Annotated in this window: 12 protein-coding genes; all 12 read left to right on the forward strand. The window is 64.2% G+C overall.

The features are described from left to right. The first annotated feature begins 549 nt into the window (after positions 1–549). The 12 genes from AU381_RS21550 to AU381_RS21605 all read left to right on the forward strand — a co-directional run bounded on the left by AU381_RS21550 (position 550) and on the right by AU381_RS21605 (position 14,448). Positions 550–2,469, forward strand: coding sequence for a methyl-accepting chemotaxis protein (locus tag AU381_RS21550; RefSeq protein ID WP_064244184.1), 1,920 nt, complete (start codon positions 550–552; stop codon positions 2,467–2,469). Positions 2,470–2,528: 59 nt separating this feature from the next. Further along, positions 2,529–2,708: a hypothetical protein gene (locus tag AU381_RS21555; RefSeq protein ID WP_064243761.1), complete on the forward strand. Its 180-nt coding sequence runs from the start codon at positions 2,529–2,531 to the stop codon at positions 2,706–2,708. 52 nt (positions 2,709–2,760) lie between these two features. After that, positions 2,761–4,863: a putative bifunctional diguanylate cyclase/phosphodiesterase gene (locus AU381_RS21560; protein ID WP_064243762.1), complete on the forward strand. Its 2,103-nt coding sequence runs from the start codon at positions 2,761–2,763 to the stop codon at positions 4,861–4,863. Between the two features lie 19 nt (positions 4,864–4,882). Continuing rightward, positions 4,883–6,130, forward strand: coding sequence for an ABC transporter substrate-binding protein (locus AU381_RS21565; protein ID WP_064244185.1), 1,248 nt, complete (start codon positions 4,883–4,885; stop codon positions 6,128–6,130). Between the two features lie 76 nt (positions 6,131–6,206). After that, the gene (locus AU381_RS21570) at positions 6,207–7,100 is read left to right on the forward strand and encodes a LysR family transcriptional regulator (RefSeq protein ID WP_064243763.1); all 894 of its coding nucleotides are present in this window, start codon (positions 6,207–6,209) and stop codon (positions 7,098–7,100) included. Between the two features lie 117 nt (positions 7,101–7,217). Next, entirely contained in the window at positions 7,218–8,357 is a 1,140-nt protein-coding gene (locus tag AU381_RS21575) for an ABC transporter substrate-binding protein (protein ID WP_064243764.1), read from the forward strand. Between the two features lie 58 nt (positions 8,358–8,415). Further along, a complete protein-coding gene (locus tag AU381_RS21580) occupies positions 8,416–9,294 on the forward strand; it encodes a branched-chain amino acid ABC transporter permease (RefSeq protein WP_064243765.1) in 879 nt (292 codons plus the stop codon). Continuing rightward, positions 9,291–10,262 carry a branched-chain amino acid ABC transporter permease gene (locus AU381_RS21585; RefSeq protein ID WP_064243766.1) on the forward strand — a complete coding sequence of 324 codons (972 nt, stop codon included), beginning with the start codon at positions 9,291–9,293 and terminating at the stop codon, positions 10,260–10,262. Before AU381_RS21580 ends, AU381_RS21585 begins: the two co-directional genes overlap by 4 nt. Beyond that, positions 10,259–11,002, forward strand: coding sequence for an ABC transporter ATP-binding protein (locus tag AU381_RS21590; protein ID WP_064243767.1), 744 nt, complete (start codon positions 10,259–10,261; stop codon positions 11,000–11,002). The genes AU381_RS21585 and AU381_RS21590 overlap by 4 nt, the downstream gene beginning before the upstream one ends. A gap of 3 nt (positions 11,003–11,005) precedes the next feature. Further along, positions 11,006–11,725: an ABC transporter ATP-binding protein gene (locus AU381_RS21595; protein ID WP_064243768.1), complete on the forward strand. Its 720-nt coding sequence runs from the start codon at positions 11,006–11,008 to the stop codon at positions 11,723–11,725. Then, positions 11,726–12,559 (forward strand): shikimate dehydrogenase family protein, encoded by an 834-nt coding sequence (locus AU381_RS21600; RefSeq protein WP_064243769.1) that lies wholly within the window; start codon positions 11,726–11,728, stop codon positions 12,557–12,559. Further along, on the forward strand, positions 12,556–14,448 hold the full coding sequence (locus tag AU381_RS21605) for a bifunctional sugar phosphate isomerase/epimerase/4-hydroxyphenylpyruvate dioxygenase family protein (protein WP_064243770.1): 1,893 nt from the start codon (positions 12,556–12,558) through the stop codon (positions 14,446–14,448). Before AU381_RS21600 ends, AU381_RS21605 begins: the two co-directional genes overlap by 4 nt. Positions 14,449–14,570: the final 122 nt, after the last annotated feature.

A 14,570-nucleotide genomic window follows, 5' to 3' on the forward strand; every position in this document is an offset into this window, starting at 1 on the left:
CACGGGGCTCGGACAATAGGGCGACAGACCGCCGCCGACAATCGTCAGGCACGGTAATCTCCGCCGAGGCATGAAGGCTCGTTTCACCGCGGCGCCGATGCGTTTCAGATCGGAGCACTGGTCCTATCCACTTTCTGCATCGGCCTGTCCACTTTCCGCCGCGATCTGTACTGCCGGCGCTGTACTTAAGCGTTTGTTTACTCAAGGCGGTTTGGGTGTGATTGCGATAGGAATTGTCACCGCAACCGGCGGACGGTGTTCGGCGGGGTCCCGCGGTGGCGATTCATAGAGGCGATCGGTTGCATCCGTTCGCTCCAGCGGGATGAGCCCGCGGGACTTCCAACGACCGCATGATTCGAGGAAAGGCTGGCCGCGCTCGGCACGGAGCGCGAAGCGAAAGCTGCGTGCTCGAATTCTGCGGCTCCGCTGCCGCCTTCGCCGGACGACCCTCCCGTCGCCCGACGTCGAAGCGGCGGAAACGGAGGGAGCGCGACATAGTCTCGACCAATGGAGACCCCGGTCTCCGAGTACAGTTCAGAGGTAGTCATAGTGAAACGGCCAAGTGTGAAATTGTCCCTGATCGGCTCCGCCGCCGGGATGGTCCTGATAACCGCAGTCATCTCCTGGGTGTCCATCAGTTCGCTGTCCGACATCGACGTGAAGAGCGACGACGTCGTCGACAACTGGATGCCGAGCCTCGAACGTTCCAAGGAGATGGACACGGCCCTTTCCGACCTGCGGGTATCCTTCAACCGCCATGTTCTTGCGTCCAATGACGAAGAGGAGCGCGCGGCCGAAAAGGCGATCGAGGAGGAAAAGGTTCATTTGTTCAAGGCGCTCGACGACTATGCGGCGCTTGTGAGCGAGGCAGACGAACAGGCTGAACTCGCGAAGATCAAGAACGCGGCCGGTGAACTGATCGACGCAGGCGGCAAGATGATCGAGGCTTCGAGGGCAGGCCGGGACGAGGACGCCAAGCAGGTCATTTCCAAACAGATGGCCCCGCGCTTCGCCGAGATCTCCAAGTCGATCGACACGATCGTCGGCATCAACAAGGAGGGTGCGGCCCGGGCCGGCGCAAACATACAACAGCTCCTCGAGAATGCCCTGCGCATGATCTATGTCCTTTGCGGCATCGCTCTTCTCGTCGGAACGGGCGCAATCGTGTTTGCCGTGGCCGGTATCGCGAACCCCATCGCCCGCATCACCGCCGCAATGCGCAACCTCGCTGCCGGCGACTCGGCAACCGGGATTCCCTTCGCCGGCCGCCAGGACGAGATCGGCGCGATGGCCGAGGCCGTCGAGGTGTTCCGCCAGAACGCGCTCGCCAATCTGCGCCTTGAAGAGGAAGCGTCGCAGGCCCGCAGCCGCCAGGAGACCGAGCGCGCCGAGGTGCAACGGCGCAGCGAGCGCGAGGCCGAGCAGCTGCGCTTCGCCTCGGACAATCTCGCCGCCGGGCTGAAGCGGCTTGCGGCCGGCGACCTCGCCTTCCAGCTCAACGACGCCTTCGCACCGGACTTCGAGCCGCTGCGCCAGGACTTCAACCAGTCGGTCCGCCAGCTCGGCACGGCCATGTCCTCGATCGCCGAAAGCATCGGCACGATGGACAACGGCACCCGCGAGATCGCCTCCGGCGCCCAGGACCTCGCCAAGCGCACCGAACAGCAGGCCGCCTCGCTCGAAGAGACCGCCGCCGCCCTCGACGAGATCACCGCCAATGTCGGTTCCTCGACGAAGCTGACCGAGGAGGCCCGCACCGTCGCGACCCAGGCCAACCAAAGTGCCGCCAAATCGGCCGAGGTGGTCTCCCATGCCGAGGAGGCGATGCGCCGCATCGAGGAGAGTTCGCAGCAGATCTCCAACATCATCGGCGTCATCGACGAGATCGCCTTCCAGACCAACCTCCTGGCGCTGAATGCCGGCGTCGAGGCGGCCCGCGCTGGCGATGCCGGCAAGGGCTTCGCGGTCGTCGCCCAGGAGGTGCGCGAGCTCGCCCAGCGCTCCGCGCAAGCCGCCAAGGAGATCAAGGGGCTGATCCAGAATTCGACGACCGAGGTCGAAAGCGGCGTCAAGCTGGTTCGCGATACCGGCGAGGCGCTCAACGTGATCGGCGGCTTCATCGGCCAGATCAACAGCCACATGAATTCGATCGCGGTTTCAGCCAAGGAGCAGTCGACCGGCCTTGCCGAGATCAACACCGCGGTGAACGCGATGGACCAGAGCACCCAGCAGAATGCGGCGATGGTGGAAGAATCGACCGCCGCGGCTGCGAGCCTCGCCCAGGAAGCGGCGAAGCTGCGCGACCTCGTCGCCCGCTTCAAGATCGAAGGGGTTTCCGGCCCGCGTGCCGCCGGCGAGACGGCGAAGCCCGTCGCCTCCCCGGCCCGGGCGCTCGGCGGCCGCATCGCCCGCGCCTTCGGCGGCAAGGCGGCAACCGCCGCTGCCGTCGACGAATGGGAGGAGTTCTAGGCTTTTCCCTGGGATGGGAGTTCGCCCACCGCCGTTCCAACAATGCATGGAATTCCTGAATGTCGAATATCGCTGTTTTTCCACCCAGAACGTCCGAGGACCGGGCCCGCGCGGCCGATCTGCAGGACGCCAGGGACCGCATGCTCTCAGTCGCCGCCGAACTCGACCGCATCGTCAAGGCATTGTCACAGGAAGGCTTGCGGGCGGCCTGCGAACAGGCGGCAAGAACCGGTACCTGATGGCAGGATCGGCGGGGGAGGAACAAAGGTGCGAGCGGGACGGGCTGACGAGATGATTGGAAAACCGCCGAGCAAGCCTCGGCAATCCGTCGAGAACTATATTCGATCGATCGGCCGGCATTACCTCCAAGCCGTCATCGTGATGACGCTGCTGATCGCCGCCACCTACCTGACCATGGTGGTCGCCCTTGACCGCCATTCGCTCCAGCAGAAGATCAGCTTTCTGACCAGCAACCAGTTCATCCGGTTCCAGCAGCTCGCCAGCCAGACGCGGGCGCTGATGCGGGCTTCGGCCGATCCCACCCTGCCGGAATACATCACCAGCCCGATGCGCGACGATATCCATCGGGCGATCGGCGATATCCATGCGATGAGCGCCGAGTTGCACGAACTGCATCAAAGCATCGGCGGCAATCTCCTGGAGCGGCTCAACCCGCGCGACGAGGTCTCGGAGCAGTTGCGTCTCGAGCTCTATGCGCGGCTGGAAGACTTTCTGGAGCGGGCCACGCGGATCGCCAATGCCACGACCGAGGACCGCCGGCAGCGCTATTCCTTCTGGGGCCCGATCGACTTCGCCGTCGCGGCCGACGGCATGCTCATGCGCCAGTTCGCCGAACTGATCCGCCACGTGCATGATCGCAGCGGCGTCAGCATTGACAACGCCAAGCTGATCAGCACGGGTCTCCTCGCGCTGATCGCCGCCACCGTGATCCTGGCGAGCATCCTTCTGTTCGGCCCGCTCTTGAAGAAGCTGCGCAACGAACATCGCCGGACGATGGCTTTCGAGAAGCGGCTGACGCTTCTCGCCCACACCGACGCCCTGACCGGCCTCAACAACCGCTCTTCCTTCAACGCCGCGCTCGGCAATCTCTTTGGCGAGCTGGAGCGGACCGGCAGCGGCTTCTCCATGCTGCTTGTCGACCTCGACCGCTTCAAGAGCATCAATGACGGTCTCGGCCATCCGGCGGGCGATGCGGTGCTGCGCCACGTCGCCCGCGCCCTTCAAAAGACGGCGCGAGCGAGCGACGTCATAGCCCGGCTCGGCGGCGACGAGTTCGCCGTGCTCCTGCCGGGTATCCGCGATGCTTCCGTGCTCGACGCGGCTGCCGAGCGGGCGATCGAGGCAATCGCCGCTGAAATTCCCTTCGAGGATCGCATGCTGCAGGTCTCCGCCAGCATCGGCGGCGCCGTCGTGCCCGATCACGCCGTGGACGAGGCCGGATTGATGCGCATCGTCGATCTTGCGCTCTACACGGCGAAGGGCAGCCGCAGCACGACCGTCATATTCGACGAAACGGCGCTGGCACGGCGGCTCGAAGAGAACCAGCTCTCGCTCGCCCTCGTGCTTGCGGCCGATCGCAACGAATTCGTCGTACACTACCAGCAGAAGGTCGATCTGCCGACCGGGGCGCATCTGGGCTTCGAAGCTCTGGTGCGATGGCAGCATCCCGAGCTCGGCTTGCTTGCGCCCGGCCGCTTCCTGCCGTTGATGGAAGGAACGCAGCTCATCCGCGGCATGACCCGCGCCGTCATCGCCGCGGTCGGCCGCGACCTCAAGGCCTGGAAGGCCGCCGGGCTTACTCCCGGCCCCGTATCGATCAACCTGCCCGAGACCCTGCTCGTCGGCGACGAAGGCTACGAGTTCTTTGCAGGCACGATTCGGGAGAACGGCCTGGAATGGCGGGATTTCGCGGTGGAGATCACCGAGGACGTCTTCCTCAATCGCTCGGCCGATCAGATTCTTGCGACAGTGGCGCGCTTCCATAAGCACGGTGTTTCGATCTCGCTCGACGATTTCGGCACCGGCTTTGCCTCGCTCGTCCACCTGCGCGATTTCCCCTTCGACGAATTGAAGATCGACCGGAGCTTCGTCGACGGCATAGGCAGGGACGCCCGCAGCGAGCAGATCATCCGCGCCATGATCCACCTCGCTCAGAGCCTCGGCAAGCGCTGCGTCGCCGAAGGCATCGAGACGGAAGGGCAACGGCGCTTCCTGAAGGACGCCGGTTGCGACGTCGGCCAGGGATACCATTTCGCCAGGCCGGAGCCGGCCGCCCTTGCAGGCAAGCGGCTGCCGCGACAGGCAGCCGCGATCGACCGGCACACGGCCGCCGGGGCCCCTGCAGCGTCCCGGCGGCGGCTCGCCCTGCGATAACCGTTTCAAGGAGGAGATTGTGACAAGAAAATTCAAGGGAGCCTGCCTGGCGGCGGCCCTGCTCGCGGCGAGTTCACACCCGCCTTTGGCCGCCGATCACCGCGGCACAGTCGATGTCGTGCATTTCTGGATTTCACAGAGCGAGTCGGCGGCGCTTGACGTGTTGCGAAAGGCGTGGGCCGAGGCCGGCCATGAGTGGATCGACCTGCCGGCAGAAAACAAGGTGGCGGTACAGAGAATCGTCAGCGATCGCATCGCCAACGGCTACGCGCCCGCCGTCATGCAATGGAATGCCAACGAAGGCTCCCGCGAGCTGCCGGAAATGGGGATCGTGCTCGACATCGAAGAGGTCGCGACGGCGGATGGCTGGCGTCGCGTCCTGCCGGCAACCGTGCTCGATCGCATCACCTACAAGGACAAGGTGTTCTTCGCGCCGACCAACATCCATGCGGAGAACTGGCTGTGGACCAGCGAAACCGTCTTCCGTGAGGTCGGCTTGAAGGCGCCTGAAACCTGGGACGAGATCTTCGCCGCCGCCGACAGGATCAGGGCGGCCGGCCATCTGCCCATAGCGCTCGGCGATGGCCCGTGGGAGGTCTCCCTGATCTTCAACGGCATCCTCTATTCCAAGGTCGGCGCCGAGGGCTACACCCGGATCATCCGCGGCGATCCGGCGCTGGTCAGAGATCCGCGCATGGCCGAGGCGCTCGACATGCTGCGGCGTCTGTCGCGCTATGCGGAACCGGCTTCGGCCCGCCAGCGCAAGACCTGGGCAGACGCCACCGTCGCTGTCGGCAGCGGCAAGGCGGGCATGCAGTTCATGGGAGACTGGGCCAAGGGCGAGCTGGTGGCGCGAGGCTACGCCGTCGACAAGGACTTCGGCTGCAGCCTGATACCAGGCACGGAGATCGCCTATTTCATGGTCATCGATGCCTTTGCCTTCCCGCTGACCAACCGCGAGGACGCCGGCGAGGCGCAGCGCGCCTTCGCGCGCATGGTGCTCGATCGCGACAACCAGGTCGCCTTCAGCCGTCTCAAGGGCTCGCTGCCGGTCCGTACCGACGTCGATCCGAGCGGGCTCGACCGCTGCGGCAGGCTGGGCCTCGAGAAGATCGTCCAGAAAAGCGGCGTCAGCGCCCAGTCGATGGCCATGCCCGCGCAGATGTCGGAGGGCTGGATCGGGGTGCTGGCGGCGTTCTTCAACGACCAAGCCATGTCCGTCGAGACCGCCCAGCGGCGCCTCTATGACATCGTCAACCGCCAATGAGGGAGCGAACATAGCAACTTGTTTCTGCGGCGCCTGAAACTTACCAATAGGGTCGTTGGAGGCGTTGGGAGGCGTCATGCTGACTTTGCGACAGATCGAGGTGATCCGCGCGATCATGGTCACCGGCACCATCGCCGGTGCGGCGAAGCTCCTCGGCGTCGCGGCGCCCGGCGTGAGCCGGCTGATGAAGTACACGGAAGACAGTCTTCGGGTTCGCCTCTTCAACCGCAGCCATGGGCGATACGTGCCGACGCCGGAGGCTCGCCACATCTTCGGCTTGCTCGACACCGTCTATCGGCAGGTCGAGGATCTGCAGTTTGCCGTGCAGCGGCTGGAAAAGGGCGACGGGCTGGAGCTCAGCGTCGGCTCGGTTCCGAGCATCGCCAATGTGATGGTGCCGCGGGCGATCGCCAAGCTGCGCCAGCAATATCCATCACTCTACATCGACATCAACATCCTCAAGATCGAGGAGGCGATCGATTATCTGCTCGTCGGCCGCGGCGAGGTGGTGGCGATCAGCTCCTATCTCGAACATTCGATCATCCATTTCGAGCCGCTCGCCACCGGCCGGCTGCTCTGCATCGTTCCGCAGGACAGTGAGCTCGCCGGCAAGGACACCATCGCGCCGGCCGACATCGCCCGACATGCCCTGATCGGCATCGATCCGAACGATCCTTACGGACGGGTGATGACCGAGATTTTCCGCCGTCAGAACCTCGCCTATGATATGAAGATCAAGGCGCGTTTCGGCACGACCGTCTGCGCCCTCGTCGCCGCCGAGCTCGGGATTGCCATCATCGACGAGTTCACCGTCGCCGCCGGCCGGGTGCCGGGAATCAAATGCCTCGAAATCGAAGCGGACACGACCTTCCCGACCTTCGTCGCCTATCGGCGCGACGTTCCGCTGTCGATCTTTTCGGAGCGCTTCATCGACACGCTGAGAACCGAAATGACCCGCGCTAAAAGATAACATGATGTTATTGACTCTGCATAACTTGGTATTTGCCGTTACGTAAGAGATGGGACAGTATCACGCAGCTGGGCGGGGGAGGTTCACCGCCCATGGAAATGAAATGAGGAGGAGAACATGACGAAAAGAGCACTTGCGTCGATCGCGATCGCCATGGCGATATCGGCCGGCCTGCCAGGCCTGTCCTGGGCGGATACGATCAAGATCGCCAATGTGATCGAGCTTTCGGGCGCCGGCGCCACCGTAGGGAGCAACTGGCGCGACGCGCTGAAGCTCGCCTTCGAGGAGATCAACGCTGCCGGCGGCATTCTCGGCGAACAGGTCGAGGTGACGGATTACGACACGCAGACCGACCCGACGACCTCGCGCGCCATGGTGCAGAAGGCGATCGACGACGGCGCCTATGTCATCATGGGGCCGATCTATTCCGGCTCGGTCAAGGTCAACATGATGGTCGCCCAGCAGAACGGCGTGCCGCAGCTGACCGGCGCCGAGGCGCCGTTCATCACCGACATGGGCAATCCCTATATTTTCCGCACCTCCTTCGGCGCGCAGCAGTCGATGCCGAAGCTGGTCAAGTATCTCACCGAAGAAATGAAGGTGAAGTCGGTCGCCGTCGCCTGGGTCAATGACGATTTCGGCAAGGGCGGACGCGATTCCTTCGTGGCCGAGCTGGAGAAGAACGGTGTCGCCGTCAACGCCGACGTGTCGAGCGAAGTGGGCCAGGCGGATTTCGCCGCCGACGTCATCAAGCTGAAATCGAGCAATGCCGATGCGATCTTCGCCTATCTTCACGAAGAGGAAAGCGCCCGGCTTCTGAAGGAAATCCGCAAGCAGGGCGTCACCCAGCCGATCTTCGGCGAAACGACGCTGATGAACCAGAAGGTCGTCGACCTTGCCGGCGAAGCGGTCAACGGCGTGCGCGGGCATGTCGGCCTCAGCGCCAATGCGCCGATCCCCGGCATCGAGGAATTCGCCAAGAAGTTCGAGGCGAAGTACAGCTACAAGCCCGACCACAACGCGATCAAGGCCTATATGGGCGCCTATGTGGTGAAGTACGTCACCACCAAGAACGGCAAGGTCGACCGCCAGGCTTTTGCCGATGCGCTGCATGGCCTGACCATCACGCCTGCTGACGAACCCGGCATCCTGATGGAGACGAGCTGGGACGACAAGGGCGAGGTCAACCGCGAAAGCTTCCTCGTCGAGGTCAAGGACGGCAAGCAGACGGTCGTGACCACGCTGCCGAAACTCTAAAAACGGTGAGGCTTCCGGCCCGTCGGGCCCGAAGCCCCCTTTCTTGGGGACATCTTCCATGAATACGTTTTTCCAGTTGTTCGTCTCCGGACTGGCAACGGGGTCGATCTATGCGCTCGCGGCGATCGGCTTCACCCTGCTCTGGCAGGCGTCGCAGACGATCAATTTCGCCCAGGGCGAGTTCATCATGCTGCCCGCCTTCTTCGTTCTCGCCGGCACGCAGTTTCTCGGCCTGAGCTTTCCGGTGGCGATGGCGATCGCGGTGGTTCTCTCGCTGCTGCTGCTCGGCCTCGGTTTCAAGCGGATCATCATCGATCCGTTGCTGCCGCACGGCGTCCTGCCGATCGTCATCGCCACGATCGCGCTCGGCATCCTGATGAAGGAAGGCGTGAAGCAGTTCTACACGGCCGAGGCGCTGCCGTTCCCGGCCCTGTTTTCCGACCGCACCCTCAACGTTCTCGGCGCGGCCATCTCGGTGCAGGACATCGCCGTGCTGCTGATCGCGCTCGGCGCGGTGGCGCTGCTGCAGCTCTTCCTGAACGGCACGAAGATCGGCCGCTGCATGCAGGCGACCGCGCAGAACCCGAACGTGGCCGAAATCCTTGGCGTCCCGGTCCGCCGGATGATCCTCTACACGTTCCTGATCAACGCCGCCCTCGCCTTTCTCGCCTCCATCCTGATCTCGCCGATCTACCTGGCGAAGTTCTCGAACGGCGAGACGCTCGGCCTCATCGCCTTCATCGCGGCGATCGTCGGCGGCTTCAACCAGATCCGCGGCGCGCTTGCCGGCGGTCTGCTGATCGGCGTCATCGACAATCTATCGGCAGCCTACATTTCCGCGTCGTATCGCTCCGCGGTGCCGCTGATCCTGCTCATCATCATCATCCTCGTGCGGCCGCAGGGCCTGCTCGGCAAGGCAGAAGGACGCACCGTATGAGCAAGCACTCTCTCCTCACACTGGTCGCGGGTCTCTCGATCCTGATCCTGCTTCCCTTCACGCAGTCCAACTACGGCGTCTTCGTGCTGTGCTCGTGGCTGGTCTATTCGATCTCCGCCATGGGGCTCAACCTGACGCTCGGCTATGCCGGGCAGGTCTCGCTAGCCCAGGCTTCCTTCATGGGCATCGGCGCCTACATGACGGCGCTCATGACCATGGCGGGCGTGCCGTGGCCGGCGGCGATGATCGCGGCGATGGTCTCGTGCTTCGTCATCGGCTTCCTGCTCGGCTATCCGGCACTCAGGGTCCAGCACCACTTCCTCGCCTTCATCACGCTGGCCTTCAACGCCCTCGTGGTGCTGGTGCTGCGCAACGAGGAATGGCTGACCGGCGGCACCTACGGCATCGTCGGCGTCCCCCGGCCGGAAGTCTTCGGCCTGCCCACGCAGACGCCGCTCGCCTTCTACTTCTTCGTGCTTGCGCTGTTCGTGCTGATGGCGGCGGGCCTCTACGCCATCATCCGCTCGCCCTGGGGCCGCGCCTTCAAGGCGCTCAGGGAAAACCCGATCCGCGCCAACAGCCTTGGCGTCGACATCCGCCAGACGACGCTTCTCGCCTTCGCCATCGGCTCCTCCTATGGCGGGCTTGCCGGCAGCCTGCTGGCACAGCTCACCCAGTTCATCGACCCGCACTCCTTCGGCCTGACCATCTCGCTCAAGGTCCTGCTGATGGTCATCGTCGGCGGCGCAGGCTTCTTCTTCGGCCCCATACTCGGCGCGCTGCTGATCGTTCTCGCGCCGGAATTCCTGCGCTTCACCGAAGGATACTATCTGATGATCTACGCCACGCTGGTCATCGTGCTGATGGTCTTCTGCCCGACTGGCCTGCTCGGACTGGTCGAGCGCGCCCGCACGGCCATGAAGCTCAGGCAGAACCCGAATGCCACGACCTGGGAGGCAGGACGATGACGCCGGTCCTTTCCGTACGCAATGTCAGCAAGTCCTTCGGCGGCTTGAGAGCCGTGGACGACGTGTCGTTCGACGTCCACCAGGGCGAGATCCTGGGCCTGATCGGCCCGAACGGCAGCGGCAAGTCGACGCTCTTCAACTGCGTCCTCGGGCAACTGCCTGCCTCGACGGGAACCGTGCTCGTCGACGGCAAGGAGGTTGCAGGCAAGCGCCCCTGCGACCTCAACAAGCTCGGCGTCGGCCGCACCTTCCAGATGCTGCAGGTCTTCCCCGAGATGACGGTGCTCGACAACATCATCCTGGCCGGCCAGGAGCACAAGGGCACGATGCTGTCGCGCCTCTTCGGCAAGCCGGATGCGGGCCTCACCGAAGAGGCCTTGAGGATGATCGACTTCTTCCGGCTCGGGCACCAGACCCACGAGAAGGCGGGATCGCTCTCCTATGGGCAGCAGAAGCTGCTCGACGCCGCCATGGCCTTCATGGCGGGACCGAAGCTGGTGATGCTCGACGAGCCCGCCGGCGGCGTCAACCTCACCATGCTCGCCGACCTCAAGGAGCGCCTGAAGACCTTCAACCAGGAACGCGGCGCCACCTTCGTCGTCATCGAACACAACATGGAATTCGTGATGTCGCTCTGCACGCGCATCATCGTGCTGGCGAACGGCAGGATCATCGCCGAAGGCGACCCGGAAACGGTGCGCAACGATCCGACCGTCATCGAAGCCTATCTCGGAGGTTGAGCCATGCTGGAACTCAAGCAGGTCTATGGCGGCTACGGCAAAATGACGATCCTGAACGGCACGTCCTTCAAGATCGACAAGGGCACGATCACCACGGTGATCGGCCCGAACGGGGCAGGCAAGTCGACGGTCTTCAAGGCAATCTTCGGGCTCCTGAAGATCCGCTCCGGAAACGTCCTTCTGAACGGCGAGGACGTGACGTCCCTGCCGCCGGCGAAGATGCTCGGCAAGGGCGTCACCTATGTGCCGCAGGGGCGCAATCTCTTCCCGATGCTGTCGGTGCGCCACAATCTCGAGATCGGCGGCATCTCGTCCGGTGACCAGGCCAGGATCGCCAGGCGCATCGACGAGGTGATGGAGCAGTTCCCGATCCTCAAGGAAAAGGCGAAGGAACAGGCGATCACGCTTTCGGGCGGCCAGCAGAAGCAGCTCGAGATCGCCCGCGCACTGCTGCTCGATCCGTCGCTGATCCTCATCGACGAGCCTTCGATCGGTCTTTCCCCGCAGATGATCAACGAGACCTTCCGCACGCTGATCCGGCTGCGCGACCAGGGCGTGACCATCCTGATGGTCGAGCAGAATGCCAAGGCCGCGCTCGCCATGTCCGATTTCGGCCTCGTGCTCGAACAGGGCCGGAGCCGGATGTACGACCGGGCCGACAAGCTGCTCGCCGATCCGCGCGTCGGCCAGCTCTTCCTCGGCGCCCATCTCGAGGAGGCCTGAATGCAGCCCGTCCCGGAGATTACCGGAAAGACCGTCTTCATCCCGCTCATCGGCCACCCGGTCGAGCAGGTGAAGTCGCCGGGACCGGTGAACGCGTGGTTCTCCGACAATGATGTGGGAGCCGTCCTCATCCCGGTGGATATCTTCCCCGAGAAAGTGGCGGCCTTCCTCGATGCCATTCGAGGAACGCCCAATTGCCCCGGCGTTTCGGTAACGATGCCGCACAAGCAGGCGGCCTATGCCGGGGTGGACGAACTGACGGATAGGGCCCGCAGGGCCGAGGCCGTCAACATCATCCGCAGAAATGCGGATGGCACCCTGCTCGGCGACATGGTCGACGGCGATGCCATGGTCGCGGCCCTGGCGAAGAATGGCGTCAGCATTGCCGGCAAGTCGGTGCTGGTCGTCGGCGCCGGCGGCGCCGGAACGGCGATCGTCTATGCGCTTGCCGAAGCGGGTGCCGCGGCCATCATCGTCATCGAACGCGATCGGGCGAAGGCGGACCGCCTGATCGGGCAGCTGCGCCGCGACTATCCGCGCCTCCAGGCACACGACGCCCTGCCGGACGACATCGACGTCGAGATCGCCATCAATGCTTCGCCTTCCGGCATGAACGCGGCCGATCCCCACCCCTTTCCGCTGGAGCGGCTGACAAAGGCGGAAATCATCGCCGACGCGGTGACGAAGCCGGCGGTGACGCCCTGGCTCGAAGAGGCCAGGCGCCGCGGCATCGCCATCCAGCCCGGCGCGGAGATGACGCTCGCGCAACTGCCGACGCAGATCGCGTTCTGGGGGCTCGACAAGGCTTGCGGGCAGGAAGGAAAGCGGCGATGAAGACCTCGATCGCAACCGTCTCGATCAGCGGCGAATTGCCGGACAAGCTCGCCGCGATCGCCGCCGCCGGCTTCGACGGCGTCGAGATCTTCGAGAACGACTTTCTGGCCTTCGACGGCAGCCCCGCTGATGTCGGACGGATGGTGCGCGACCATGGTCTCGAAATCACGCTCTTTCAGCCGTTCCGCGACTTCGAGGGCATGCCGGAGCCGCACCGGACGCGCACCTTCGATCGTGCGGAACGCAAGTTCGACGTCATGCAGCAGCTCGGCACCGATCTCCTGCTCGTCTGCTCCAACGTCTCGCCAATCTCGCTTGGCGGCATCGATCGGGCCGCTGCCGATTTCCGGGAACTCGGCGAGCGCGCCGCGAGGCGGGGGTTGAAGGTCGGCTTCGAGGCGCTCGCCTGGGGCAGGCATATCAACGACCATCGCGATGCCTGGGAGATCGTTCGCCGCGCCGATCATCCGAATATCGGCCTGATCCTGGACAGCTTCCACACGCTGTCGCGCAAGATCGAAGTGAACTCGATCCGTTCCATCCCGAAGGAAAAGATCTTCATTGTCCAGCTCGCCGATGCGCCGCTGATCGACATGGATCTCCTCTACTGGAGCCGGCATTTCCGCAACATGCCGGGCGAAGGCGACCTGCCGGTCACCGACTTCACCCGCGCCATCGCCGAAACCGGCTATGACGGCTATTTCTCGCTGGAAATCTTCAACGACCAGTTCCGCGGCGGGGCCGCCAAGCCGATCGCCACGGACGGTCATCGCTCGCTCATCTATCTCGGCGATCAGGTGCGGCGGCATCCGAATGCCGGCTCGCTTACTGTGGCGCCGATGCCGGAGCGGGCTCCGGTCCAGCGGGTCGGCTTCGTCGAGTTCGCGGCTTCCGATGAAGACGCCGCTGATCTGACCGCGATCCTGAAGACGCTCGGCTTCCGCAAGGCGGCCACGCACCGCTCGAAGAAAGTCGATCTTTACCAGCAAGGCGAAATCCGCATCCTGGTCAATACCGACGAAAACGGGTTCGCCAGTTCCTCCTATGCCGTCCACGGCAGCTCCGCCTATGCCATGGCACTTGTCGTCGACGACGCAAAGGAAGCGATGGAGCGGGCGCTGGCACTCGACGCCGAGCCCTTCAGCCAGCCTGTCGCAAAGGGCGAGGCCGAACTGCCGGCAATCCGCGGCGTCGGCGGTGGGCTCCTCTATCTGCTCGACGACAGGACCGATCTCGGCCGCATCTGGGAGATCGATTTCGAGCCGTTCGAGGATGGTGGCGGCGAGGCGGAAGACGCCGGGCTCCGGTACGTCGACCATGTCGCCCAGACGGTCGCCTATGAGGAAATGCCGACCTGGCTCTTGTTCTACACCTCGATCTTCGCGGCCGGGAAGACGCCGATGGTCGACATCATCGATCCTGCCGGGATTGTTCGCAGCCAGGTCGTCGAGAATGCCGCCGGGACGCTCCGCCTGACGCTCAACGGTGCGGAAAACCGCCGCACGCTGGCGGGCCACTTCATCGCCGAGACGTTCGGCTCCGGCATCCAGCATCTCGCCTTCCATACGGACGACGTCTTCGCAACCGCGGCGGCACTCCGCCGCAACGGCTTCCGCCCGCTGCAGATCTCGGCCAACTACTACGGCGACGTGGAGGCGCGCTTCGGCCTCGAGCCGGAACTGACCGAGCGCCTGAGGGCGGAGAACATCCTCTATGATCGCGACGAGCAGGGCGAATTTTTCCAGCTCTACAGCCCCACCTACGGCGAAGGCTTCTTCTTCGAGATCGTCGAGCGGCGCGGCTATCGCGGCTATGGTGCGGCCAACGCCATCTTCCGTATCGCCGCGCTGAAGAAACACCTCAGACCGGAAGGGCTGCCGAAACTGTAGCGGCCGCCGGGAGGGCATGTTGCTACCCCCTCTGGCCTGCCGGCCATCTCCCCCACAAGGGGGGAGAATATGTGCGGCAGGCCCCCGCTCCTGCCCAACCGCTTCTGCAAGTGGGACGCTCC

Origin of the sequence: Sinorhizobium glycinis, from assembly GCF_001651865.1 — a bacterium.
GTDB classification, from domain to species: Bacteria; Pseudomonadota; Alphaproteobacteria; order Rhizobiales; family Rhizobiaceae; genus Sinorhizobium; species Sinorhizobium glycinis.

Excerpts from the sequence above, each read along its gene's own strand:
- AU381_RS21575 (WP_064243764.1), top strand. The coding sequence starts at position 7,218 with ATGACGAAAAGAGCACTTGCGTCGATCGCGATCGCCATGGCGATATCG.
- AU381_RS21605 (WP_064243770.1), top strand. The coding sequence starts at position 12,556 with ATGAAGACCTCGATCGCAACCGTCTCGATCAGCGGCGAATTGCCGGAC.
- AU381_RS21580 (WP_064243765.1), top strand. The coding sequence starts at position 8,416 with ATGAATACGTTTTTCCAGTTGTTCGTCTCCGGACTGGCAACGGGGTCG.
- AU381_RS21600 (WP_064243769.1), top strand. The coding sequence starts at position 11,726 with ATGCAGCCCGTCCCGGAGATTACCGGAAAGACCGTCTTCATCCCGCTC.
- AU381_RS21590 (WP_064243767.1), top strand. The coding sequence starts at position 10,259 with ATGACGCCGGTCCTTTCCGTACGCAATGTCAGCAAGTCCTTCGGCGGC.
- AU381_RS21585 (WP_064243766.1), top strand. The coding sequence starts at position 9,291 with ATGAGCAAGCACTCTCTCCTCACACTGGTCGCGGGTCTCTCGATCCTG.
- AU381_RS21555 (WP_064243761.1), top strand. The coding sequence starts at position 2,529 with ATGTCGAATATCGCTGTTTTTCCACCCAGAACGTCCGAGGACCGGGCC.
- AU381_RS21570 (WP_064243763.1), top strand. The coding sequence starts at position 6,207 with ATGCTGACTTTGCGACAGATCGAGGTGATCCGCGCGATCATGGTCACC.
- AU381_RS21595 (WP_064243768.1), top strand. The coding sequence starts at position 11,006 with ATGCTGGAACTCAAGCAGGTCTATGGCGGCTACGGCAAAATGACGATC.
- AU381_RS21560 (WP_064243762.1), top strand. The coding sequence starts at position 2,761 with ATGATTGGAAAACCGCCGAGCAAGCCTCGGCAATCCGTCGAGAACTAT.